This is a genomic window from Brevibacillus sp. AG162 (assembly GCF_006715575.1).
Taxonomy (GTDB): Bacteria; Bacillota; Bacilli; order Brevibacillales; family Brevibacillaceae; genus Brevibacillus; species Brevibacillus brevis.
The window spans coordinates 31,345-53,255 of sequence record NZ_VFNO01000002.1 but is presented as its reverse complement, the minus strand read 5'-3'; the positions used below and the strand labels follow the sequence as shown (position 1 = coordinate 53,255).

Sequence of the window (21,911 nt, the reverse complement as noted above, 5' to 3'; positions counted from 1 at the left end):
TTCAAGTCTGTCACATGCTATGATAACAGTTGACTGTCATGGGAGTGATGTAGGAGATGAAACGTGATTTATACGAGGTTCTGGGCGTAGCAAAGGACGCGGACGCTGATGAAATCAAAAAAGCGTATCGCAAGCTGGCACGTCAGTACCATCCGGATGTAAATAAAGAGGCTGACGCGGAAGAAAAGTTCAAAGAAGTTAAGGATGCGTACGACATCCTGTCCGAGCCACAAAAGCGTGCGCAGTATGACCGTTTTGGTCACCAAGACCCGAATCAGGGCTTCGGTGGCGGAGGTTTTGATGGATCAGGCATGGGCGGCTTCGGAGATATTTTTGATATGTTCTTCGGTGGTGGCGGCAGACGTTCGAATCCAAATGCACCGCGCAAAGGATCTGATCTGCAATTTGGCCTCAGCATTGAATTTATCGACGCGATTTTTGGAAAAGAAACCGACGTGGAAATTCCAAAAGAAGCAGAATGCGATACGTGCCTTGGTTCTGGTGCGAAGCCTGGTTCCGGTGTAGATACATGTAAGACTTGTAGCGGTACAGGACAGCAAGAAGTGGTGGCGAACACGCCATTCGGCCGAATCGTCAATCGCCGTGTTTGCCAGACTTGCGAAGGCAAAGGGAAAGTTGTCAAAGAAAAATGTTCAACTTGCCGTGGTAGTGGACGTGTCAAGGTACGCCGCAAAATTCATCTCAACATCCCAGCAGGTGTGGACGATGGAGCACAATTGCGCGTAACAGGCGAGGGAGAACCGGGCGCAAACGGTGGACCTCCTGGCGATTTGTACGTCGTATTGCGTGTCAAAAGTCATGAGTTTTTCGAGCGTGAAGGAAATGATATTTACTGTGAGGTTCCGCTTACTTACGCACAGGCAGCACTTGGAGATGAGATCGAAGTGCCGACTGTTGATGGTCGCGTGAAGTTGAAGATCCCGGCGGGTACCCAAACAGAGACATTCTTCCGCTTGCGTGGAAAAGGTGTTCCGCATTTGCGTGGAAACGGCCGCGGAGATCAGCATGTGAAAGTGCGCGTCATTACGCCGACCAAGCTGAGCGATAAACAAAAGGAATTGTTGCGTGAGCTCGCCGAACTGTCTGGTGAAAAGCCAGGACAGCATGGGGGAGAAGACGAAAGCTTTTTCGAAAAAATGAAACGGGCATTCCGCGGCGAGTAATCCGTCGCGGTTTTGTCCGCTTTTTGCCTAATGTTTCGTGTAGCGAAGCCGATTAAATGAAAAGCCCAATTGGGAGCTTATGTGGGGAGTGGTAGATTCGTGAAATGGTCAGAAATCAGTATCCATACTACAGCGGAGGCTACGGAGGCGGTGTCAAGCCTCTTGTATGAATTGGGTGCCAATGGTGTCGTAATTGAAGACCCGGAGGTGCTTTATCGTGAGTGGGATACCCCCTTTGGCGAAATCTACCAGCTTTCTCCTGATGATTTTCCGGCCGAGGGCGTATTCGTTAAAGCATACCTGCCGGTTGACAGCAGCGAACTGCTAGACGTTGTAGAAGAGCTGAAAGAGCAATTGGCGCAGTTGATCGAGTACGGTTTGGACATCGGCAAGGCATCGATTGCTGTAAACGATGTTCACGAAGATGAATGGGCCCACGCCTGGAAAAAATATTACAAACCGGTTCACGTGTCTGATCGCATGACGATCAAGCCAGTATGGGAAGAGTACGTGCCGAAGCATCCGGATGAGATCATTATCGAGATGGACCCAGGCATGGCATTTGGAACAGGTACACATCCGACGACCATTCTTTGTCTGCGAGCACTTGAGAAGTATCTGGCGAAAGGCGATCAGGTGTATGATGTTGGGACAGGCACAGCTATTTTGAGTATTGCAGCTATCAAGCTCGGAGCAAAAGATGTGCTGGCGATGGACTTGGATGAAGTAGCTGTACGCTCTGCACAGGCCAATACAGAATTAAATGGTGTGCATGAGCATATCAACGTGAGACAAAACAACTTGCTCGACGGCATCGAGGAGCAGGTGGAAGTGGTCGTGGCTAACATTTTGGCTGAAGTCATCGTGCGTTTCACCGACGATGTATTCCGCGTGTTGAAGCCAGGTGGCACCTTTATCTCGTCAGGTATTATTGCTGCACGTGAAGCGGATGTGAAAGCGGCGTTGGCGGCTTCAGGTCTTGAGGTCGTGGAAACCATTTTCATCGATGACTGGGTAGCAATTGTAGCAAAAAAACGATAGAATAGTGGGGTTGGCGAGATGCAACGATATTTTGTCGAGCCACATTCCTTTACTGAGAATGAGCTAACGATTGTCGGGGACGATGTACACCATATCGTAAATGTAATGCGTGCTCGGGAAGGCGAAGAAATCATCGTTTCTGATGGAGCGGGCAGGTCGGCACGGGCCAAGCTTGTCTATCTTTCTGCCAAGGAAGTACGAGCAGAAGTAATCGAAATGCTTCAAGAAGAACGAGAACTGCCGATCCGGGTCACAATTGGTCAGGGGCTTCCAAAAGGCGAGAAGCTGGAGTGGATTTTGCAAAAGGGGACGGAACTTGGGGCGTACTCTTTTTTTCCGTTTTCTTCTGAGCGAACCATTGTAAAGCTGGACGCCAAAAAAGAAGCGAAAAAACTGGAGCGTTGGCGCAAAATTGTTAAGGAGGCTGCTGAACAGTCTCATCGTGCTGTTTTGCCAGAGCTTTTATCTCCTGTTTCTTTTCGTGAGATACTTCATGCTGGCCAGTCGTATACGCATTGCGCAATTGCCTATGAAAAAGAAGGCAGTACCACAATTCATCAAGTGCTGGAAGAGATGACTGCGGGCGATTCACTTCTCGTCCTCGTTGGACCGGAGGGAGGCTTCTCTCCTGAGGAAGTGGCGCAAGCAGAGAGCAAAGGGTTTCGGACGGTTTCCTTAGGCCCGCGCATTTTGCGCACGGAAACGGCAAGCCAGTACGTTTTGGCCTGCGCTTCCTATCAGTTTGAACGAAAGGCTTCATCACTTCGCAAAGGATGAGCAGGAACGAAACAGTCATGACCGTTTCGTTGACCGCAAGCGGTCACATCCACTTTTATGAAAAACGTCGAGACGTTTTTCACGGAAAAGGAGGAATGGCAATGTCTACCGTTGCTTTTCATACATTGGGCTGTAAAGTAAACAGCTATGAAACAGAGGCCATCTGGCAATTGTTCAAGGCAGACGGCTACGAGAGAGTCGACTTTGAACAAGATGATGCAGATGTTTACGTCATTAATACTTGTACGGTTACGAACACGGGAGATAAGAAGAGCCGCCAGGTGATTCGTCGTGCGATTCGCCGGAATCCTGAGGCGATCGTAGCAGTAACTGGCTGCTATGCGCAAACCTCTCCAAGTGAGATTGCGCAAATTCCCGGTGTAGATATCGTAGTTGGTACACAAGGGCGCGAGAAGCTGATCGAGTACGTGGATCAAATTCGTGCAGAACGCAAGCCGATCAACGCAGTAGGCAACATTATGAAAGCTCGCGAATTCGAAGAGCTGGATGTTCCTAACTTCACGGATCGCACACGTGCTTCCCTCAAGATTCAAGAGGGCTGCAACAACTTTTGTACGTTTTGTATTATTCCTTGGGCGCGCGGTCTGATGCGTTCCCGCAAACCGGAAAGCGTCGTCGAACAGGCACAAAAGCTGGTGGAAGCGGGCTATCTGGAAATCGTTTTGACTGGGATTCATACAGGTGGATACGGTGAGGATTTGGAAGACTACAATTTGGCCAAGCTGTTGATTGACCTTCACCAAGTGGAAGGCCTCAAGCGCATCCGCATCAGTTCCATCGAGGCGAGCCAAATCACCGATGAAGTGATTGAGGTCATCAACAACTCCGATCGTGTCGTTCGCCATCTGCATGTACCGCTGCAAGCGGGCGATGACGAAGTGTTGAAACGCATGCGCCGCAAGTATACGACTGCTGAGTTTTACGAAAGAATGGTCAAAGTACGCGAAGCATTGCCAGGAGCAGCGATTACAACAGACGTCATCGTAGGCTTCCCGGGTGAGACCGAAGAGCAATTCTGGAACGGATACGAGTTTATGAAGAAAATCGGTTTTGCCGAGATGCACGTATTCCCGTACTCCATGCGTACAGGTACACCAGCAGCCCGTATGACGGATCAAATTCCTGAAGAAGAAAAGAACGAGCGCGTAGCGAAGCTTCTGGAACTCAATCAGGAATTGACCTTGGCATACTCGAAGAAATTCGTAGGAGATGTACTGGAAGTCATTCCGGAGCGTCCGTTTAAAGAAGCACCTGACAGCGGTCTTCTCATGGGCTACTCCGATAACTACCTGAACGTTGTATTCCCTGGCGATGAGAGCATGATCGGCAAGATTTGCAAGGTCAGACTGGACGAACCAGGCTCGGAATACTGCAAAGGAACTTTTGTCCGCGTAGTGGAAACAGAGGCGCTGCCTTTTCTAAAGGAGCGAGCTATATGAGGGAGATATCGGCAGGAGGCGTTGTATACCAGAAGCAAGACACAGAGTACATGCTCCTATTGATTGAAGACCGCTATGGCAAAGTAACACTCGCAAAAGGGAAGCAGGAGATGGGTGAGACCATCGAAGAAACGGCTCTGCGCGAAGTTTTGGAAGAAACAGGCGTAGCCGGACGACTGGGGTCCAAGCTCGACATGATCACCTACGAGTATACGCATCCGGTAACGGGCGAATCCATCGACAAAGAAGTCCATTATTATTTGGTGGAAGCTTACAACACAGAGATCACCGTACAGTTGGAAGAAATCAATGATGTTCATTGGCATCCAGCAAAGGAAGCTTGGGATTTGCAACTGCAACGAGGATACCGTAACAATGACAGCATTCTTCGCCTTGCATTCGAACAATTAGGGATAGAGGTGTAGTTCTATGAACATGAACAAATATATCGACCACACGCTGTTGAAGCCTGATGCTACACAAGAGATGATTGACAAGCTTTGCCAAGAAGCAAGAGAGCACGACTTCATGTCTGTATGCGTAAACCCTTATTGGGTAAAACGCTCTGCTGAACTCCTGGCAGGCTCTGATGTGAAAGTGTGTACGGTTATCGGGTTCCCTCTGGGAGCAAGCACGATCGAGTCCAAAGCAGCCGAAACCCGCGATGCGATTGCAAACGGAGCGACTGAGGTAGATATGGTGCTGAACGTAGGTGCCCTGAAATCCGGCGACCTGGAAACTGTCAAAAATGACATCGCTGCTGTGAAGCAAGCTGCTGGCGATATTCTCTTGAAAGTGATTCTGGAGACTTGCCTCTTGACCGAAGAAGAAAAAGTAGTAGCGTGCAAGCTCTCCGTAGAGGCTGGTGCTGATTACGTTAAAACCTCCACAGGGTTTTCAACAGGTGGAGCAACGGTTGAAGATATCGCCCTGATGCGTAAAACCGTAGGACCAAATGTAGGCGTAAAAGCGTCTGGTGGTGTTCGTGACGGTGAAACAGCGGTTGCGATGATCGAAGCAGGAGCGAGCCGTATCGGTACGAGCTCCGGTGTTTCCATTGTAACTGGAGCAAAAACAACAGGCAGCGGATACTAATACGAAAGAAAGCCTGGCCGAGGTAAGGCCGGGCTTTTTCCGTCCTGCATGCTGATGTTCCTATAGAGAGAGGATAGGGAGCGGGGAGGAGATTAGCAAAATGAAATTTGTTAAAGGAATCGTCATCCTGTTGGCTTTTTATGGAGTAGGCGTAGCGGCGAGCAAATGGCTGCATATTCCCCTGCCCGGTAACCTGGTGGGAATGCTGCTGTTAACACTGGGACTGTGTATGGGATGGATACGAATGGATTGGGTGGAGCAAGCGGGTACTTTTCTAATCCGACACATGCTGCTCTTTTTCGTACCGATTATCGTCGGGGTCGCATCCTATTTAAACGTATTCACGCAAAATCCATTGCCAATCATACTATCGATGGTTCTCGGTCCATTGCTAGTCATGCTTGTGACTGGTGTGGTTGTGCAATGGTATTTGAAGCATCATAAACAAAAATCAGATTCGTCCTTGCAGCAAGAGGGGAGGACTCTGGATGCTTAGTCAATTTTTCGCCATTTTGGTATCGATAGCAGGGTACAAAGGGGCAACAATGATCAACGCTCGATTCCAACGATTGCAGCCTCTACTGGTGGCTGTGATCTTGGTCTGGACCTTGTGGTGGGCGTTTAGCGGCGATTGGGAGGCATTTGCTGCAGGAGGCCAGTGGATTTCCTTTTGGCTCGGCCCTGCAACCGTGGCACTCGCTATTCCGCTTGCGAAACAGATCAAGGAGTTTGCGCATATTTGGCGCGGTGTTTTGCTTGGTGTATGTGCAGGCTGTGCAGTTGCAATCATCGTCGTTATCGCGGTTCATTGGTGTCTGGGTTCAGATGAGCTCGTATACAAAAGCATGCTTAGCAAATCCGTGACCACCCCGATCGCGTTAGAGCTGAGTCGTTCCATAGGTGGGGAACCTGCGCTTGCGGCCTTTTTTACCGCGTTGACAGGGATGGTCGGTGTGATGATTGCCCGTCCTGTTCTCAAATGGGGAAAAATCACTGACGATTGGGCAATCGGGATCGCTATCGGTACGAGTGCACACGCCATTGGTACGGCCAGCTTGAATCGCGTTTCTCCTGTTCAAACGGCAGCGTCAAGTGTCGCAATGATCGTGGCAGGCGTCATTACTTCCATCTACTTGATACCATTTTCTTTCTGAAGGTGAAGTCAGTAGGACGATGCTTATCAGGGATCAGCCATTGAATAAACCGGGCAATCTGCGGGACGAATGGCAGCGCGACCAACGAGCAGACGAGATTGAAGATCGTCTGTGAATGGGCGATCTGCATAGAAGGACTATCCGTTAAAAATGCACTGACGAGGGCAAGCTGGGAAAGAAACGGTAAAAAAACAATCGCACCTGCAACGTTGAAGAGCGTATGGCACCATGCGACCTGCTTGGATGCCGTATTCGTGCCAATCGCAGCGATGACAGCGGTAAAGCAAGTTCCGACGTTCGCTCCCAATACGATGGCGAGTGCCGTTTCCATCGAAAGAATTTGATGGCTGAGCAGGCCCATCGTGATTACGGTCGTAGCGGAACCGCTATGAATGAGAGCGGTGAAAATGATCCCGGTCATCAAACCGATCCAAATGGAATGCCTGCTCTCCAGAAAAAGCGAACGAAACGTCTCAGACTGCTCCAAAGGCTTTGCCATGACTTTCAACGTATCAATACCGAGGAAGATCAGTCCGAAGCCGGCGACGACGAGACCAATGCAACGAATGTTTCGGCGCGGCATCAGCCATAGAGCCACTCCGATGAGAAGCATGGGGATGGCAAACGACTCGAGCTTGAGCGCAACCAGCTCCGTTGTCACTGTCGTGCCCAGATTGGTTCCCAATATGATGCCGACGGTTTGTGTGAACTGGATGATGCCTGCGTTCGTCAGCCCAATCGTCAGGACGGTTACCGCACTGGAGCTTTGCAAGACAAAAGTAGCGAAGAGACCAATCCAGAAGCTATGGAGTGGGGTACGTGTAAATCGCCCCATCCATTCTTCCATTTTTTTGCCGGCGAGGTTTTGAAAGCCGGAGCGCATGGCGTACATACCGATAAGAAAAAAAGTGAGCCCAAAGGTAAAAGGGGCGAGGATGGAGACTATCACAAGATACGTTCCTCCCTGTCCATTTTTAGCAAGTTACTATAACGCTATGCCTGTACAAGGGCAAGCATGACAAGAGGAGGAATTGCTGTATGGCACGTGTGCTATTGAATCAACATCGGAAAAAGCGGCTAGAAGTAGGACATCCGTGGATTTTTCAATCAGAGGTATTGGAAATTCAAGGGGATGTAGAACCAGGTGAAATCGTCGAGGTCACCAATCACAAAGGACATTTTTTGGCAAAGGGCTACATCAACCCAGCTTCACAAATGATCGTGCGCATTTTGAGCTACGACCAAAAGGAAGAGATCAACTACGACTTTTTCTTGCGCAAAATCAAGCAGGCGGCAGAATTCCGGACGAGATTTGTGGACAACCCGCGTGCTTGCCGTGTCATTTACGGGGAAGCAGACTTTTTGCCAGGACTCATCGTCGATCGCTACGAAGACACATTGGTTGTCCAAGTTCTCTCGTTGGGGATGGAGAAGCGCATCGATTGGATTCGGGATGCACTCGTAGAGGTATTTGCACCGGCAGGTATTTATTTGCGCAATGATGTACCTGTCCGTGAACTGGAAGGGCTGACTCAAGGCAAAGAAGTCCTGTACGGAGAGTGTCCGCGTGAGGTATTGATCGAAGAAAACGGATTGAAATACTATGTCGATATCATAGAGGGGCAAAAGACCGGCTTTTTCTATGATCAGCGGGAAAATCGCGCTTCCATCGCGCCATTGATGAAAGGCTGGGGCGAAAAGCACGGCATTACCCTGACGAGCATGGAAGTAGACGGCGAGACAAAGCAGGTGCCAGTAGACAAGCGCGGTAAAGTGGTCAAAAATCCGTTTTGGGATGGCGCTGAGGTATTGGAATGCTTTACACACACAGGTTCCTTTACCCTGAATGCTTGCAAGCACGGTGCGAAAAAAGTGACAGCTCTCGATATTTCCGAGCACGCCATCGAAACAGCGAAGCGTAACATTACACTCAATGGCTTTTTGCATCGCGTTGATTTTGTGGTGGCCAATGCGTTTGATTACTTGCGCGAAAATGTAGAGGCGGGTAAGAGCTGGGATGTGGTCATTCTTGACCCGCCAGCGTTCGCGAAATCGCGTGGAGCAGTGAAAGGCGCTTGCCGCGGTTACAAAGATATTAACTTAAACGGGATGAAGCTCGTTCGTCCAGGCGGATTTCTCGTTACAGCGTCTTGCTCGTACCATATGTCACCTGAGCTGTTCCTGCAAACGATTCAAGAAGCAGCGGTCGATGCGAAAAAGATATTGCGCCTGATTGAATGGCGAGGCGCGGGCAAGGATCATCCACAAATCAGTGGGGCTGACGAAGCTCATTACTTGAAATTTGCCATCTTTGAAGTAAGAGATCGTCGATAGAGAAAAAGAAAAACAGCGTCCGCTTAAGAACGGCGCTGTTTTTCTTTTCGGTTTCAGACTGAGTTAAGACTTTGGTTTTTCAAAAATCAATTCGAAGTATTTGGCCATACCGTCGCCCCCGATGCTTGGAGCAAAGATTTGCACCAAACGCCAGCCTTCCTTGGCGTGCTCGTGGACAACGGTCTGATAATCTTCTTTTGGTTGGCGTCGAAAAGAGGACAGCTCAACTCGGACGAATTTGTATTCAAACATGTTCTTTCCCCCCGCTTGTATCGTCTCTCTTTTTATACGCGCGAGGAGCGGAAAGAGTTGCAAAAAGAATGTGAATCATTTCGAATCAAGAAATAAGTGCTCATGACAATTGCCTGTCATTTTTTACACGCCTGACGAGCTCGAGAGCCTGCTTGAACCCTAGTTCCTTGCCTAAAAAGACTTGTCCTTCGGCGGGGGTAGAAGCGCGGGCCTGGCTTAAGTTCTGAAGCTCGTGGGTCAAGAGATGCTCGACCAGATATAGCTGTACCTGACCAATTTCCCGTTCACTTTTCCGATCACGCTCCTTGAACTTAGCCCGCAGTTGACTTTCCTCTACGTACTTGTCAATATCATCCTCCAAAAAACGTGACGCATTGCAGATGATATGGCGGTAGTCATCCGTCTTAGAGGGAATGGTACGGATGGTGTGACCGAGATGGGCGAGGAGAAATTTGTTCAAGACGATTGGGTCACGGGTGTAGTTGTTATGCAGCAGCGAATATTCCCCCAAGAAAGAACCGCTGTCCTTATCGTAGCTGTGCAATAATGTGTAAGAAGAGCAGTACGTGCAGTACAGTAAATAATCTCTCATGGAAATCCCTCCAAAAATAGCTCCATGACAGGAATTTTATTTATATGGTATGAGAAAAAACGTAAGCAGGTGATACTTGCTTCTCTTGTTTTTGGCGTTTGGTTTGTGTATGCTAAATGACGGGCTCGGCCCGGTAAATAGAGCAGATGTTGGGCTTTTGCATAGCATAGGAGAGAGTAGAAACTGGGTAGACTCTCCGTTTTTGTGCGGAGGGGAAAGGAGCATGACACAGATGGGTAATCAAAAGATTCGACTGGGCATTATTTATGGAGGAAAATCCTCAGAGCATGAAGTTTCATTGCGTACGGCCATGTCCATTATTCAGGCTGTAGATGCAAATAAATATGAGGTAACCCCTGTGTACGTTCAATTGGATGGCTCTTGGGTGACTGGGGAAACACTGGCTGGTCAACTGCCGGATAAGATCGAAGCGTTGCGCTTGTCGGCAAAAACACCAGCTATTACCGAGGCAACAGAGACAGGGCAAGAACTGGCGATCGCAAGCAAGCCAGGATCGCTGTTTGCCATGAATGAGCAAATGGATGTTGTTTTCCCTGTGATCCACGGACCATTTGGCGAAGATGGGACGATCCAGGGACTGTTGGAATTGGCGAATATCCCGTATGTGGGAACCGGAGTTATGGCTTCCGCTGTCGGAATGGATAAATGGATGATGAAGACCGTCTTTGCACAGGCTGGACTTCCACAAGTGAAATATGTAGGCTTTCTGCGCTCGCAATGGGAAAAAGGCCAGGATGATGTCATGGATCGGATCGAGCGTGAACTCGGCTATCCGTGTTTCGTCAAACCGGCGAATATGGGCTCCAGCGTAGGGATTAACAAAGCGAAAAATCGTGAGGAGCTCAAACACGCATTAGATGTAGCTGCCAAATTCGACCGCAGATTGATTGTGGAAGAGTTCGTTCAAGCACGTGAGTTGGAGATTGGCGTTTTGGGGAATGAAGAGCTGATGACATCTGTCGTTGGGGAAGTCATTGCCGCGAAAGAATTTTACGATTATGAAGCAAAGTACAAAGGGGCGGGAACAGAACTCTCCATTCCTGCCATCGTTCCCGAGCATGTATCCGGACAAATCGCGGAAATAGCCAAGCAAGCATTCCAGGCACTCGATGGCTCTGGCCTTTCCCGCATAGACTTTTTCTGGGATGAGAAAAACGACAAGCTCTATATCAACGAAGTGAATACGATGCCAGGCTTTACGCCGTTTAGCATGTATCCAATGCTTTTCCAAGCTGCGGGTGTGAGCTACAGCGAGCTGATCGATCGCCTGGTGCAACTTGCTATCGAGCGACATGCGGATAAAGGTCGCAACGTTGTAGATGCGGAAGAGTTGGAATAACTATGAGAAAAAAGATGCTGATGAATCGGCATCTTTTTTCTTTTTGTGTAGGAGGGAGGAACTAATTTCGGTCAGCCGATCTCTCCTAACTGTATAAGATGAATATTATTGCTTGAAATGAGAATGATAATCGTTTACATTATTTATGGGACGTTTTACCAGTTATGTAAGTCACTATGCTTGGATAAAAAAATTGGATCAAGCAAGAGGAGAGGTAACATGTTTGTAGTCAAGCATATCGCAGAGCATGCAACGATGCAGAGCTTTCTCAATTGTTATCTCCGAGAAACAGGTAGGGGCGAGTGGATCAATCGGAAAGACGAGATTACGAAGCATCTAACGAAAATCATACAGCCGAGTACAACAGGTACGTACCTTCATTGCGAACTCCCGCATCAGGGGATATCCCTCTATGTCGGTGTCAAATATCATTCGGTGACAGGCAGGCATTTGTTTCATTATCCAGCTTGCTACCGAAGTGGTGACTGTTCTCGTTTCGTTCAGGCGGACTATTTGACATTAGCGGTTCTTTTGATAAAAGAGTTAACGCTTCAGCATGGGGAAAATGCAGTTCCAGATGAATTAGTCTTGCGTATGATTCAAAGTTGCCAAAGCATTGAGAAATTTGTTAGGACTCGCAAAAGCAACGCGGAGATTTTATATGGGGTGGATCAAAGCTTCATCGAAGCTGAGCAGGCACTTTTGTTCGGTCATTTGTTCCATCCAACACCGAAGAGTCAGCAAGGAATTCCTGAGGCCAAGCAAGCTTTGTATGCACCGGAGTGTTGCGGGAAGTTTCAACTCCATTTGTTTGCTGCCCATCCGTCGATTGTTCACGAAAAATCTGGGTTAACAGAATCCGCTTCGCAATTACTGAAGGGCGAGTTTCCTTCGATATCTGATGTCGATCCATCATTTTCAATCGTCCCGATTCATCCGCTTCAAGCAGAATGGTTGCTTGAACAGGTAGCCGTTCAATCCTTGATCGAGAAAGGGTTGCTTCTATACCTGGGCCCAGCGGGTGAGGAGTATATGGCAACATCCTCTCTTCGAACGGTTTATCATCCTGAAAAGAAATACATGCTCAAGCTGTCCGTCCCAATCAAAGTTACGAATTCTTTACGGATCAACAAGTTAAGTGAAATGGAGATTGGTTTAGAGGCGAAGCAACTTTTTGAAACAGGGATCGGTGAAGTGAGTCGCAAGTATCCAGGCTTTGGCTTTATCTCTGATCCGGCTTATATCACGGTCACGTTTGATCAGGCGAAAGAAACGGGATTTGAAGTGATCCTGCGTGATAATCCCTTTATGGGGAGTAATGCTCGGCAAGTCACACAAATCGCTGCGCTCGTGCAAGATCCACTTCCTGGTTACAAAAGTAGGTTGGCAACGATCATTCACCATTTGGCACAAAAGGAAGGTAAGACACTGGAAGTAGTTAGTTTGGAATGGTTTAAGCGGTATGTAGATATTTCATTGAAACCAATGGTATGGCTCTATCTAAAGTACGGAATCGGCTTGGAAGCCCATCAACAGAATAGTGTGGTCACTCTTAAAGACGGATACCCGGATCAGTTCTATTATCGTGATAATCAAGGCTACTATTTCTCAGAATCGATGCAAGAAGTATTAGAGGCAGAATTGCCTGGGATTGGCAAGGCGAGTAGGAACATTTACAAAGACCATCTTGTAGATGAGCGAATCACCTATTATATGATTTTTAACCATATGTTTGGACTCATTAATGGATTTGGAACAGAAGGATTAATTGATGAACAAATCTTATTGGCAGAGATGCATGAGGTTTTGACAGAGTTTTTACCTATGAATCGAGAGGCATCGAAGTTTCTGGAGAATCTACTTACGCGCGAACAGCTTCCTTGTAAGGCGAATCTGCTCACGCGCTTCTATGATCTTGATGAATTAACCCAACCGGAAGAGAGATCATCTGTTTTTGTTTACATAGATAATCCTTTAGCAAAAGTAAAGCAGACCGAAAAGGCAGAGCTGCATGCTTTTGGATAGCTTACGAGCATCCAGCTTGAAGAGACTTGGAGGATAAGGTATGGAGTTCACAATACAAGATTTCTCGATTGAAGAGGCACTTCACTCGACACAGTACGTTCAGGTGAGAAGAAGGGTGTTTCGACAATGCATCGAGTCTTTGTTATATGAGGGAATTTTGATTCCTGAGACCTTGCAAGAGGGTGAAGAGACGATTTACACCCTACATGGGCTTGATGAGGGGAATCTGCCTATTCGCTATCGTTGCCGAGGGAGGAGGAGTGCTAGTTTTGGACTTGTTCGTCTTGGGAAGGACCCCGTTACTCGTGTTGCTTACGATCAAAGCGGAGCTGCCCAGCAAGAATCAGAAGCGATATCCCTCACTCGTTTTTTAGTGGAAATATTCCGAATGAAAACGGTAGATGAACAAAGGCTGAAGCTTTTTGCCAATGATCTGGAACAAACGTTGTTAAAGGATACTTTATCCCAATACTATCGGGTACAAAATGATATACGGATGCAGGGCAAATCGTACGATGAGCTGGAAGGTGATCTGATGGACGGTCACCCTTACCACCCAAGCTATAAATCACGTGTTGGATTTACTTACGCAGATCATTTTGCCTATGGTCCTGAATTTAAGCAGGAAGTTCATTTTCTTTGGTTAGCGATAAAAAAACAATATGCTCAAGTATCCATTGATCAAGGAAGAAATTTCGATGACCTTCTTTTGGATGAAATAGGTCGAGAACAAAAAGAAGTCTTTCAGCAAATCATCGTCAATCATGGATGCGATCCTGAGCAGTATGCCCTCGTGCCTGTCCATCCTTGGCAGTGGCGGAATCATATCGTGCCTGGATTTCTGGACGATATCCATCGCAAAGAGATCATTGTGCTAGGCGTAGGCGCTGATGGTCATCGTCCACAACAATCCATTCGCACATTTGCTAACAAAAGTAATCCGCATAAACCGTATCTGAAACTCTCGATCAACGTGGTGAATACTTCAGCGGCACGTCATCTCACCCCCCATTCACTGGCAAGTGCACCCATCGTTTCGAGGTGGCTCAAGGGGATAACGGACGCAGATTCGTATTTACGAGATGTGCAAAAGGTGATCATGCTCCAAGAGTTTGCAGCAGTGGCATACGATCCTCCACCTGCTTCTGACCTGGTGGAAATGGTTACATTCGGGGTAATTGGGTGCATGTGGAGAGAAAGTCTCATCCCTCATCTCGAAGCGGGAGAAGATGCGGTTCCTTATAACGCATTAGCGGCTGTAGAGGTGGATGGGGTGCCGTTCATTGATCGTTGGATTCGTGAGCAAGGGCTAGAGAATTGGCTTGCACGATTAATGGAAAGCAGTGTATTGCCAGTTGTTCATATTCTTGTGAAACACGGGATTGCGATGGAATCCCACGGGCAGAATATGATCCTGGTGCATCGGGAGGGTGTCCCTACTCGGGTAGCATTGAAGGATTTTCATGAAGATTTGATTTTTTGCCAACCGTTCTTGAGTGAGCCAGACAAATGCCCGAACTTCGCGGAAGTGCACGAATATTACGCAACGAAACCAGATAATGTGATGTTCCACATGAAAGAAACATCAACCGTCAGAGATTTGACGTTAGAGACATTATTTTTGATCAATCTGGGGCAACTCGCACGGCTATTAGAAGAGCATTACGGATATGCCGAAGTGCAATTCTGGGAGATGGCCGTTCAGGTATTGGAGGGTCACCAAAAACAATTCCCGGAATTGGCGGAGCGATTTAAGCGATTTGATCTGTTTGTTCCAAGCGTGCAGGTAGAGAAATTGACCAAGAAAAAGCTATATACAACGAACGAGAACTATCATTTACATGAAGTTCCCAATCCTTTGTTCGAGGCAAGGAAAAGGCTTCATTCCATGGCTGTGGGAGGTTAATCGCATGATCATTGTCAATCAAAATGAGATTTCTGTACATGAAATGGAGCGACATAGGCAAGGGTTCGAAAGCATGGAGCATTTTCGACAGCCAGAAGGAAAGAGGTACGCAGTCTGCATAGCTGACCCACTAGACGTGATTAGTCTTGTTCAATATTTACGTGAGCATAATGGCTCGGTGTTATTAATTCATGGGGAAACCCCAATGGAAACAGCCTATCAAATGGCAGTGAAGGCAAGGTGTTATGGGCTTGTTTATCAGGAGACGAAGCACTTCTTGTCTATCACGGATAAACAACAGAGCGAAAAACCATCCCTCTACCAATATAGCTCAGGTACTACGGGGGACGCGAAGCTCATCGGGAGAAGTTGGGATGATATTCAAACAGAAATTCATGCCTACAACCAGTTGTTTCAGGGAGAGGAAGCGCTAACTCCGATCGTGCTGGCATCGGTGACACACTCGTATGGCTTGATATGTGGCGTTTTGGCAGCTCTGGAACGGGGAAGTAAGCCTTCGATTGTGACCCACAAAAATCCGAAGTTTGCGTTGCAAGTGATTCAAGCTGCTCCCCAGCACATTGTTTATGGTCTGCCAGTCTTTTATCACATCTTATCAAGCTTTACGCGGGAGCAGGTACGCTTTCACCGCTTAATGACATCTGGTGCTCCCATGCCAGAAGGATTGTTTCTAAAGCTGCAAGGTATGAGCGACGTCCTGATGCAACAATATGGATGCTCTGAGGCGGGGTGCGTCAGTATGAGTAAACAAATGCGGACGCATACAGATCTGGGAATTCCCCTTTCCCATGTCACAATGACAGCAGGTGAAAATGAAGAACAACCCGGTGAAATAATGATTCGGATTGGACTGAACGAAATAGCGACGCAGGATTTAGGTTTCTGGACAGGAGAAGGACATATTCAATTTGTATCAAGGATGGATGATGTGATAAACGTTTCGGGCTTAAAGGTGTTTCCTTTAGAGGTCGAGGACGTCATTTTGAAAATGAGTGGGACAAAAGAAGTGGTCGTGTATCGTGGACGTCATCCGGTTATGGGAGAGATTGTGAAAGCGCAGGTGATTACAGAGGGAGGAACTACTCCTGAACAAATCAGGGAATGGTGCCAAGATCGTTTGCCAGGCTATAAAGTCCCATTCGAAATCCAATGTGTGACGAGCATTCCTAAGACAGCCACAGGAAAAATCAGCCGTCGATTATTAGAAATGGAGACGATCAGCAAATGACACGAAATGAAAGAATCGAGCAAATCCATACGATCATGACCGAAAAATTAAAATTATCGCATATCCTCACGTTAGAGGAGTCCATGCGATTGAATGAGGATCTACATATCGATTCGATTATGTTATTGCAACTGATTGTTTATATCGAGGAAGATTTGCACTTGGTAGTTCCTGCTCATGAGTTAGATCCACGAATCTTCCAAACGGTTGGATCACTCCTTACTTTTGTTGAACAGCTGGAACCGCAGCATGTATCGAATTAGCGTCTATCCAAACATCGAGTGGGGGATACAGAATGGTTAAGGTTCATTGCATGATTTCATGCCTATGCGAAGTGATTAAGCGCCGCACAAAAATTGATTATCGTCCCTATTATTTTGGTATATGGGATGCCGAGTACTCCATAACGGATCAAGGTGTCGTCACGTATTACATTGATAACCATGAGGAGATTATCAAGGGATATGAGCGACTTTTCCGAGCGAAAGTAACGGAATGGTACGATCATTCCAAAGATAAAGCCTCCAATCTGGACATGTTCTTAGAACTCATTGATAAGCGTACCGAGGATCAGTTTGTCCTAGTTCAGATAGACATGTCGCTTGTTCCAGAACGAGATAATAAATTTGCGTTGAAGCCATTCCCGCATTTTTTGATGATTTCAAAGACGGAGAACGAAGATGAGTGGTTTATGTTTGACCCGGATTTTCGTTGGGAGGGCAATGTGAAGAAGGAGACGGTGATCAAATCCTTCTTGGAAAATCCGTTCGGTGGCGGCTTTATGGTGGATGCGAGTGAAATTAAGGAACCAACCTATGAAATGATCCACGACTATTTCTACGCAGCACTCAAACGTGATCATAATCCGTTTACCCTTGAGTTGAAGCAATTGATTACAGACATGGCAGAAGGGCGCAATGGATACAACTTGGACATGTTGCTCCCGGCAGTGACTCAGGTGAAGGTGATTGCGATCCGTAAATACAGCTACGAGTATGCATTTCTCTATCTGCAAGATTACCTGCAATACCATCGTGATGAGTTTTTGCGCATCGCATATAAAGTGGAGGACATCTACCAAGGGTTTACGACAGCTCAGTACTTGTCTGTCAAAATGGCGATGACCAAGAATATGGCGTTGTTACCTCCGATTATCGAGGCGTTAGAAGAGATTGATTTGATTGAACTTGAAGTGAAAAAAGAGTTGGAACGTCAGTTTGTTCTGTGGACCCAAATGGATAAAAGTCTCGTCACTGTAGACGAACAAGGGTGGAGGTAGAGGTCAAATGAAACTCTCATTGTGCACAATCACTTTTCGCCACCAGTTGATTTCGTTTGCACAGATTGTTCGGTTTGCTCATCGTCATCATTTTGATGGAATCGAGTTATGGGGAACCCACGCTCAACATCTGTACGATCATGATCGATTAGAGATGGAGGAGCAGGTAAGGTTGGTCAGGGATCAAGGCATGAGTATCTCCATGCTTAGCGATTATCTGGATATTGCTGCTTCATCTGGATTTCAGCGTACACTGGAAAAAGCAAAAAGACTCATTTCACTGGCGAATTGGCTACATGTAAAACAAATCAGGACGTTTGCTGGACAGAAGGCGAGTAGTGAAGTTGGGCCAGAAGAGCGGGCACGCTATGTGCATCATCTGCAAATCTTATGTAAGATGTGTCAAGAGCACGGAATTCAGCTCTTGGTTGAAACACATCCGAACACGCTCACAGATTCTATGAGTTCTACACTTGCTTTGTTGCAGGAGGTCAATCATCCTGCTCTAAAAGTTAATCTTGATTTTCTTCATGTCTGGGAATCAGGTGCTGATCCGATCAATGCGTACGAGCAATTGAGACCGTGGGTAGCGCATTATCATTTGAAAAATATTTCTTCATCGAATCATCTGCCGGTATTCGCTCCGCATAATGTATATGCCCCTAACGGCGATCGTGAGGGAATGGTACTGCTCGGTGAAGGCGTTGTAGATTATGGGCCTATTTTAGAAAAGATTGCGGATACGGATTATTTTGCATCTATTGAATGGTTTGGTCAGAGTCCGCAGCGTGTATTAGCTGAAGAGGTAGAGTGGTTGCGGAAGGCAATGATGGTTAGTGCGTAAGTGAAAAAAGGTCGGAGGCGCAGGGGTGCTTCCGATCTTTTTTTCGTGCAAAGGGAAACCAAGTGCTTCCAGCGAACGTCTAGGTATTGATTACATATTCGGGAGGACCCTTGATGAAAAAACGCTTATTGCTCTCATGCTTACTGATTTCCTTGCTGGGCATCCTTGTCCCTGAACAAATCAATGCCTCTGCTCCTGCGCAGGCAGACCCTCGCAAGCCAGATCCGGTCGTCATCTATAAAGTGACGATAGATGGAAAAGTAACAAAAACCGTGACGAACATGCCCTTGATTCACCGAGCGAGCGTGTCGCCATCGGGCAGGTTTGTATACGGTGAGCGGATCGGATACGGGAAGGCAGACCGAACTATACCGTACTTGTACGATATGCAAACAAAAAAGATGACGCAGCTATCCGGCTATGGCAAATGGTCGCCGAAGCAGGACGCGCTCTACGTTCGTGAAAATGGCGGTATCGTGAAGCTCAGTCTGCCAGACGGCAAAAAAACGGTACTTGTCCCGGCAGCAGCTCAATATCCCGTCCTAGATTTTTCCGTTTCACCGGATGAACAGTACATGGCGTTCACACGGATGGACATGCTCTCTTCCAATACCAAAGTAAGTGGTCACTTGTACTTGCAGCACCTGCCTACACTCAAAATGAAAAAGAATGACCAGTATGAGTGGCGGAGTGGAACAGACGAAGAAATGTATTACTGGGTCCCAAATTCGAAAAAGCTGTTTTACAAAACGCAAACCGCATACAAGGAGTTAGACTTACCGACTGGCCTGAAATACGACCACAAAATGACGGCATTTCCTTCTTACTCCAACGATATGAAGTACCGTTACTTGCGAACTACTACAGAAGAATACATGCTGGATTTGCAGACAGGGAAAAAGGTCAATTTGAAGGATTCCGTGTTCACTGAGAGCTACTTGGACAAGATTGTTTGGTCGCCATCAGGAAATCAGATGGCAGTAGAACAGCACGCTCGTACTTCCAATTCTCAAGATTCGTATATGTACATTCAATCATGCAAACAAGTCACGAAATGCGGCTATCCATTTGGCTCTCCTGAAAAGGGAATGCCTGGTTATTATCGTTTAAGTGACAATCATCGCATCATCGGCTGGGCGAAGGATGGGAAGTCGTACTATGTAGCTGATCTCGCATCGATCCACTATAGCGTTTTTTCGCCTGAAAAGTTGAATCCTTTCAACAATGTCATTGAACAGCGATGATTTCCCAATCGAAATGATCCCAAACGAAAGGGAGGTGTAAGGATGCGCACACATGTATATATGGTCCGCCACGCAGAATCGCCGTACATTCAGGACCAGGAGGAAACGCGTGGATTGTCAGAGAAGGGATTGCAAGATGCGCAGCGTGTAGCAGGAATCCTGAAAGATGAACAGATTGACGTGTTTGTCTCCAGCCCATATGCGAGGGCTATTAAGACGATTGAAGCGGCAGCGAAGCAAGCGAATCAGGAAATTAAGCTGGAACCGGGTCTTCGCGAGTGGGAATTAGGCGCTTGGGGAGAGCCGTTTGAACATTTTGTGCAAGCTATAGAGCATGTGTTTGCAAACCGTGAGTTTGCTTTCGCAGGGGGAGAATCCAATGTAGTAGCGGGGGAAAGAGGACTCACCGCCTTTCAGGAAGTTTTGGATCACCATCGAGGCAAAAAAGTCGCGGTTGGCATTCATGGAAACATCATGACGATCATCATGAATCACTACGACTCATTGTACGATTTCTCGTTTTGGAAAAAGACCTCGATGCCCGATATTTATAAACTAAGCTTTGAGGAAGATCAATTGATCCAGGTAGAACGTCTGTGGAATGACAAGGACAAGGGCTAAAAAAGAAGCCGTCTCCCGTTTCAAACGTGAGGCGGCTGTTCTTTTTCTATTATTCGTGACCTTCCAGATCAGTGATAAGCGTCCATAATGACATACCTTTGGAAGCCTTGAACAAAAATGCATGCTTTTCATCCCGCAGTGGCAGTAGAGCAGCCATTGCCTCTGCTTTGGTAGCGAAATGCAGCTTGTTCCCCGTGTAAGCATCATGGAGATAGCGTGAATCCTGACCGACTGTCACGAGCAGCTCGAAGCACTCAGCGATGTCTTGAAGCGAGGCTCCGACGCCCGCGTGCATAGCCGCACTTTCTGGGCCAAGCTCATACATATCACCTAACACGACGACTCTTGCGCGCCCAGGGTAGAGCTCAGCAAATGTCCGTACGGCAGCCTCCATGGAGACGGGACTGGCATTGTACGCATCACTGATATACACAGTACCGTGCTTGGAGTTAATTTGCTCAAACCGCATGGCGGAGAGCTGAACGGTGGACAAGGCGTGAGCGATTTGCTCTGTATCCATCCCGAGCCTTTTGGCAATCGCGACAGCAGGCAGTGCATTCAAGACACTGTGGCGGCCGTGCAGCGGAAGGAATGCCTCGAAATGCTCCCCGGAGGCAAAGCACACTTTGAAGCGGGTTCCACCTTCAATCGTTTCGATTTGGTCCGCCCAAATATCCGCCTTCTCATTAACAGAGTAGTACATGATTTCACCCGGATACAGATGGGCGACCAACTGTAGATATTCGGAATCTTTATTGAGCAGCACGAGCCCGTCAAGAGCAGTATGAGGAAGCAGTTCCGCCTTCGCTAGAGCGATTTTTTCACGCGTGCCAAAATACTCAATATGGGATTCACCGATAAATGTAATCACGCTAATATCAGGCTGGACCAGCGAAGCGAGCAGATCGATTTCCCCGGCGTGGTTCATCCCGAGCTCCAGTACAGCAGCTTGATGTTTTTCCTCCATCTGTAATAACGACAAAGGTACACCGATGTGGTTGTTGAAGTTTTTATACGTCTTGTATACGGGCGAACGGCTAGCTAGTACGTGTGCGACGATGTCCTTCACGGTTGTTTTCCCGATACTTCCTGTAACGGCGATGCATGGGAACAAAAAGCTTTTCCGATAAGCGGCAGCCAGCTTTTGAAAGCCACGCAGTGTATCATTGACGAGAATTAACCCAAAATCGTTTGGCAAGTTCGCAGGAATCTTAGCCTGATTTGAAACGAGAGCAGCTACAGCTCCTTGTTCAGCTGCTTGTAACAAAAAATCATGTCCATCCCGTGCGCCGCCTGTCAGCGCTACAAACAATGATTCCGCAGTCAGCTCGCGGGTATCAAAGTGAACGGATGACAAGGCAAGCCCTGGGGAACCAGCGAGCAAAATCCCTTCTGCGTTGATTGCTGCCTGATCCAGTGCAATTGGTTTCATCTGCACGAACTCCTTTTTCTTGGTTGATATGAATTTATAGAAATTCATATCGACATAAGTAC

22 protein-coding genes are annotated in these 21,911 nt (G+C 47.4%); 18 read left to right on the top strand and 4 right to left on the bottom strand.

Going from position 1 to position 21,911, the window contains the following annotated elements; all coding sequences use genetic code 11:
- The first annotated feature begins 56 nt into the window (after positions 1-56).
- From dnaJ to FB479_RS04990, 8 genes are all read left to right on the top strand, one after another.
- Positions 57-1,184, top strand: a complete 1,128-nt coding sequence (gene dnaJ, locus FB479_RS05025; protein ID WP_106653982.1) for a molecular chaperone DnaJ — start codon at positions 57-59, stop codon at positions 1,182-1,184.
- Positions 1,185-1,283: 99 nt separating this feature from the next.
- Positions 1,284-2,225, top strand: a complete 942-nt coding sequence (gene prmA, locus FB479_RS05020; protein WP_106653983.1) for a 50S ribosomal protein L11 methyltransferase — start codon at positions 1,284-1,286, stop codon at positions 2,223-2,225.
- A gap of 18 nt (positions 2,226-2,243) precedes the next feature.
- Positions 2,244-3,002, top strand: a complete 759-nt coding sequence (locus FB479_RS05015) for a 16S rRNA (uracil(1498)-N(3))-methyltransferase (RefSeq protein WP_106653984.1) — start codon at positions 2,244-2,246, stop codon at positions 3,000-3,002.
- Between the two features lie 101 nt (positions 3,003-3,103).
- Entirely contained in the window at positions 3,104-4,462 is a 1,359-nt protein-coding gene (mtaB, locus tag FB479_RS05010; protein WP_106653985.1) for a tRNA (N(6)-L-threonylcarbamoyladenosine(37)-C(2))-methylthiotransferase MtaB, read from the top strand.
- Positions 4,459-4,887 (top strand): NUDIX hydrolase, encoded by a 429-nt coding sequence (locus tag FB479_RS05005; protein ID WP_106653986.1) that lies wholly within the window; start codon positions 4,459-4,461, stop codon positions 4,885-4,887. Before mtaB ends, FB479_RS05005 begins: the two co-directional genes overlap by 4 nt.
- Positions 4,888-4,891: 4 nt before the next feature.
- On the top strand, positions 4,892-5,557 hold the full coding sequence (gene deoC / locus FB479_RS05000; RefSeq protein WP_056491071.1) for a deoxyribose-phosphate aldolase: 666 nt from the start codon (positions 4,892-4,894) through the stop codon (positions 5,555-5,557).
- A 100-nt stretch (positions 5,558-5,657) separates the two neighbouring features.
- Positions 5,658-6,053: a CidA/LrgA family protein gene (locus FB479_RS04995; protein WP_106653987.1), complete on the top strand. Its 396-nt coding sequence runs from the start codon at positions 5,658-5,660 to the stop codon at positions 6,051-6,053.
- Positions 6,046-6,711 carry an LrgB family protein gene (locus tag FB479_RS04990; RefSeq protein WP_106653988.1) on the top strand — a complete coding sequence of 222 codons (666 nt, stop codon included), beginning with the start codon at positions 6,046-6,048 and terminating at the stop codon, positions 6,709-6,711. Before FB479_RS04995 ends, FB479_RS04990 begins: the two co-directional genes overlap by 8 nt.
- On the opposite strand, the gene FB479_RS04985 is transcribed toward FB479_RS04990, so the two are convergent.
- Complete coding sequence (locus tag FB479_RS04985) at positions 6,677-7,660, bottom strand: Na/Pi cotransporter family protein (RefSeq protein WP_142063025.1); 984 nt, start codon at positions 7,658-7,660, stop codon at positions 6,677-6,679. The two genes, FB479_RS04990 and FB479_RS04985, sit on opposite strands and share 35 nt — an antisense overlap.
- A gap of 89 nt (positions 7,661-7,749) precedes the next feature.
- On the opposite strand from FB479_RS04985, the gene FB479_RS04980 reads away from it, so the two are divergent.
- Positions 7,750-9,045: a class I SAM-dependent rRNA methyltransferase gene (locus FB479_RS04980; RefSeq protein ID WP_142063022.1), complete on the top strand. Its 1,296-nt coding sequence runs from the start codon at positions 7,750-7,752 to the stop codon at positions 9,043-9,045.
- A 63-nt stretch (positions 9,046-9,108) separates the two neighbouring features.
- Here the strand turns inward: FB479_RS04980 and FB479_RS04975 are convergent, their stop codons facing one another.
- Positions 9,109-9,297 carry a DUF4177 domain-containing protein gene (locus tag FB479_RS04975; RefSeq protein ID WP_007727654.1) on the bottom strand — a complete coding sequence of 63 codons (189 nt, stop codon included), beginning with the start codon at positions 9,295-9,297 and terminating at the stop codon, positions 9,109-9,111.
- 100 nt (positions 9,298-9,397) lie between these two features.
- Positions 9,398-9,889 carry a hypothetical protein gene (locus FB479_RS04970; RefSeq protein ID WP_142063020.1) on the bottom strand — a complete coding sequence of 164 codons (492 nt, stop codon included), beginning with the start codon at positions 9,887-9,889 and terminating at the stop codon, positions 9,398-9,400.
- Between the two features lie 232 nt (positions 9,890-10,121).
- On the opposite strand from FB479_RS04970, the gene FB479_RS04965 reads away from it, so the two are divergent.
- The 9 genes from FB479_RS04965 (at position 10,122) to FB479_RS04925 (ending at position 20,417) form a co-directional block, all read left to right on the top strand.
- Complete coding sequence (locus FB479_RS04965; protein WP_185746346.1) at positions 10,122-11,249, top strand: D-alanine--D-alanine ligase; 1,128 nt, start codon at positions 10,122-10,124, stop codon at positions 11,247-11,249.
- 219 nt (positions 11,250-11,468) lie between these two features.
- Positions 11,469-13,274, top strand: coding sequence for an IucA/IucC family protein (locus tag FB479_RS04960; protein WP_142063014.1), 1,806 nt, complete (start codon positions 11,469-11,471; stop codon positions 13,272-13,274).
- A 40-nt stretch (positions 13,275-13,314) separates the two neighbouring features.
- Positions 13,315-15,180 (top strand): IucA/IucC family protein, encoded by a 1,866-nt coding sequence (locus tag FB479_RS04955; protein ID WP_142063011.1) that lies wholly within the window; start codon positions 13,315-13,317, stop codon positions 15,178-15,180.
- A 4-nt stretch (positions 15,181-15,184) separates the two neighbouring features.
- The gene (locus FB479_RS04950) at positions 15,185-16,429 is read left to right on the top strand and encodes an AMP-binding protein (RefSeq protein WP_142063008.1); all 1,245 of its coding nucleotides are present in this window, start codon (positions 15,185-15,187) and stop codon (positions 16,427-16,429) included.
- Positions 16,426-16,692: a petrobactin biosynthesis protein AsbD gene (gene asbD, locus FB479_RS04945; protein ID WP_142063005.1), complete on the top strand. Its 267-nt coding sequence runs from the start codon at positions 16,426-16,428 to the stop codon at positions 16,690-16,692. Before FB479_RS04950 ends, asbD begins: the two co-directional genes overlap by 4 nt.
- Positions 16,693-16,724: 32 nt before the next feature.
- Positions 16,725-17,708, top strand: a complete 984-nt coding sequence (locus tag FB479_RS04940) for a DUF6005 family protein (protein WP_142063003.1) — start codon at positions 16,725-16,727, stop codon at positions 17,706-17,708.
- A gap of 7 nt (positions 17,709-17,715) precedes the next feature.
- Positions 17,716-18,552: a sugar phosphate isomerase/epimerase family protein gene (locus tag FB479_RS04935; protein WP_142063000.1), complete on the top strand. Its 837-nt coding sequence runs from the start codon at positions 17,716-17,718 to the stop codon at positions 18,550-18,552.
- 113 nt (positions 18,553-18,665) lie between these two features.
- Entirely contained in the window at positions 18,666-19,796 is a 1,131-nt protein-coding gene (locus FB479_RS04930; RefSeq protein WP_142062997.1) for a TolB family protein, read from the top strand.
- A gap of 42 nt (positions 19,797-19,838) precedes the next feature.
- Complete coding sequence (locus FB479_RS04925) at positions 19,839-20,417, top strand: histidine phosphatase family protein (RefSeq protein ID WP_142062994.1); 579 nt, start codon at positions 19,839-19,841, stop codon at positions 20,415-20,417.
- Between the two features lie 49 nt (positions 20,418-20,466).
- On the opposite strand, the gene FB479_RS04920 is transcribed toward FB479_RS04925, so the two are convergent.
- The gene (locus FB479_RS04920; RefSeq protein ID WP_142062991.1) at positions 20,467-21,849 is read right to left on the bottom strand and encodes a UDP-N-acetylmuramoyl-tripeptide--D-alanyl-D-alanine ligase; all 1,383 of its coding nucleotides are present in this window, start codon (positions 21,847-21,849) and stop codon (positions 20,467-20,469) included.
- Positions 21,850-21,911 lie beyond the last annotated feature (62 nt).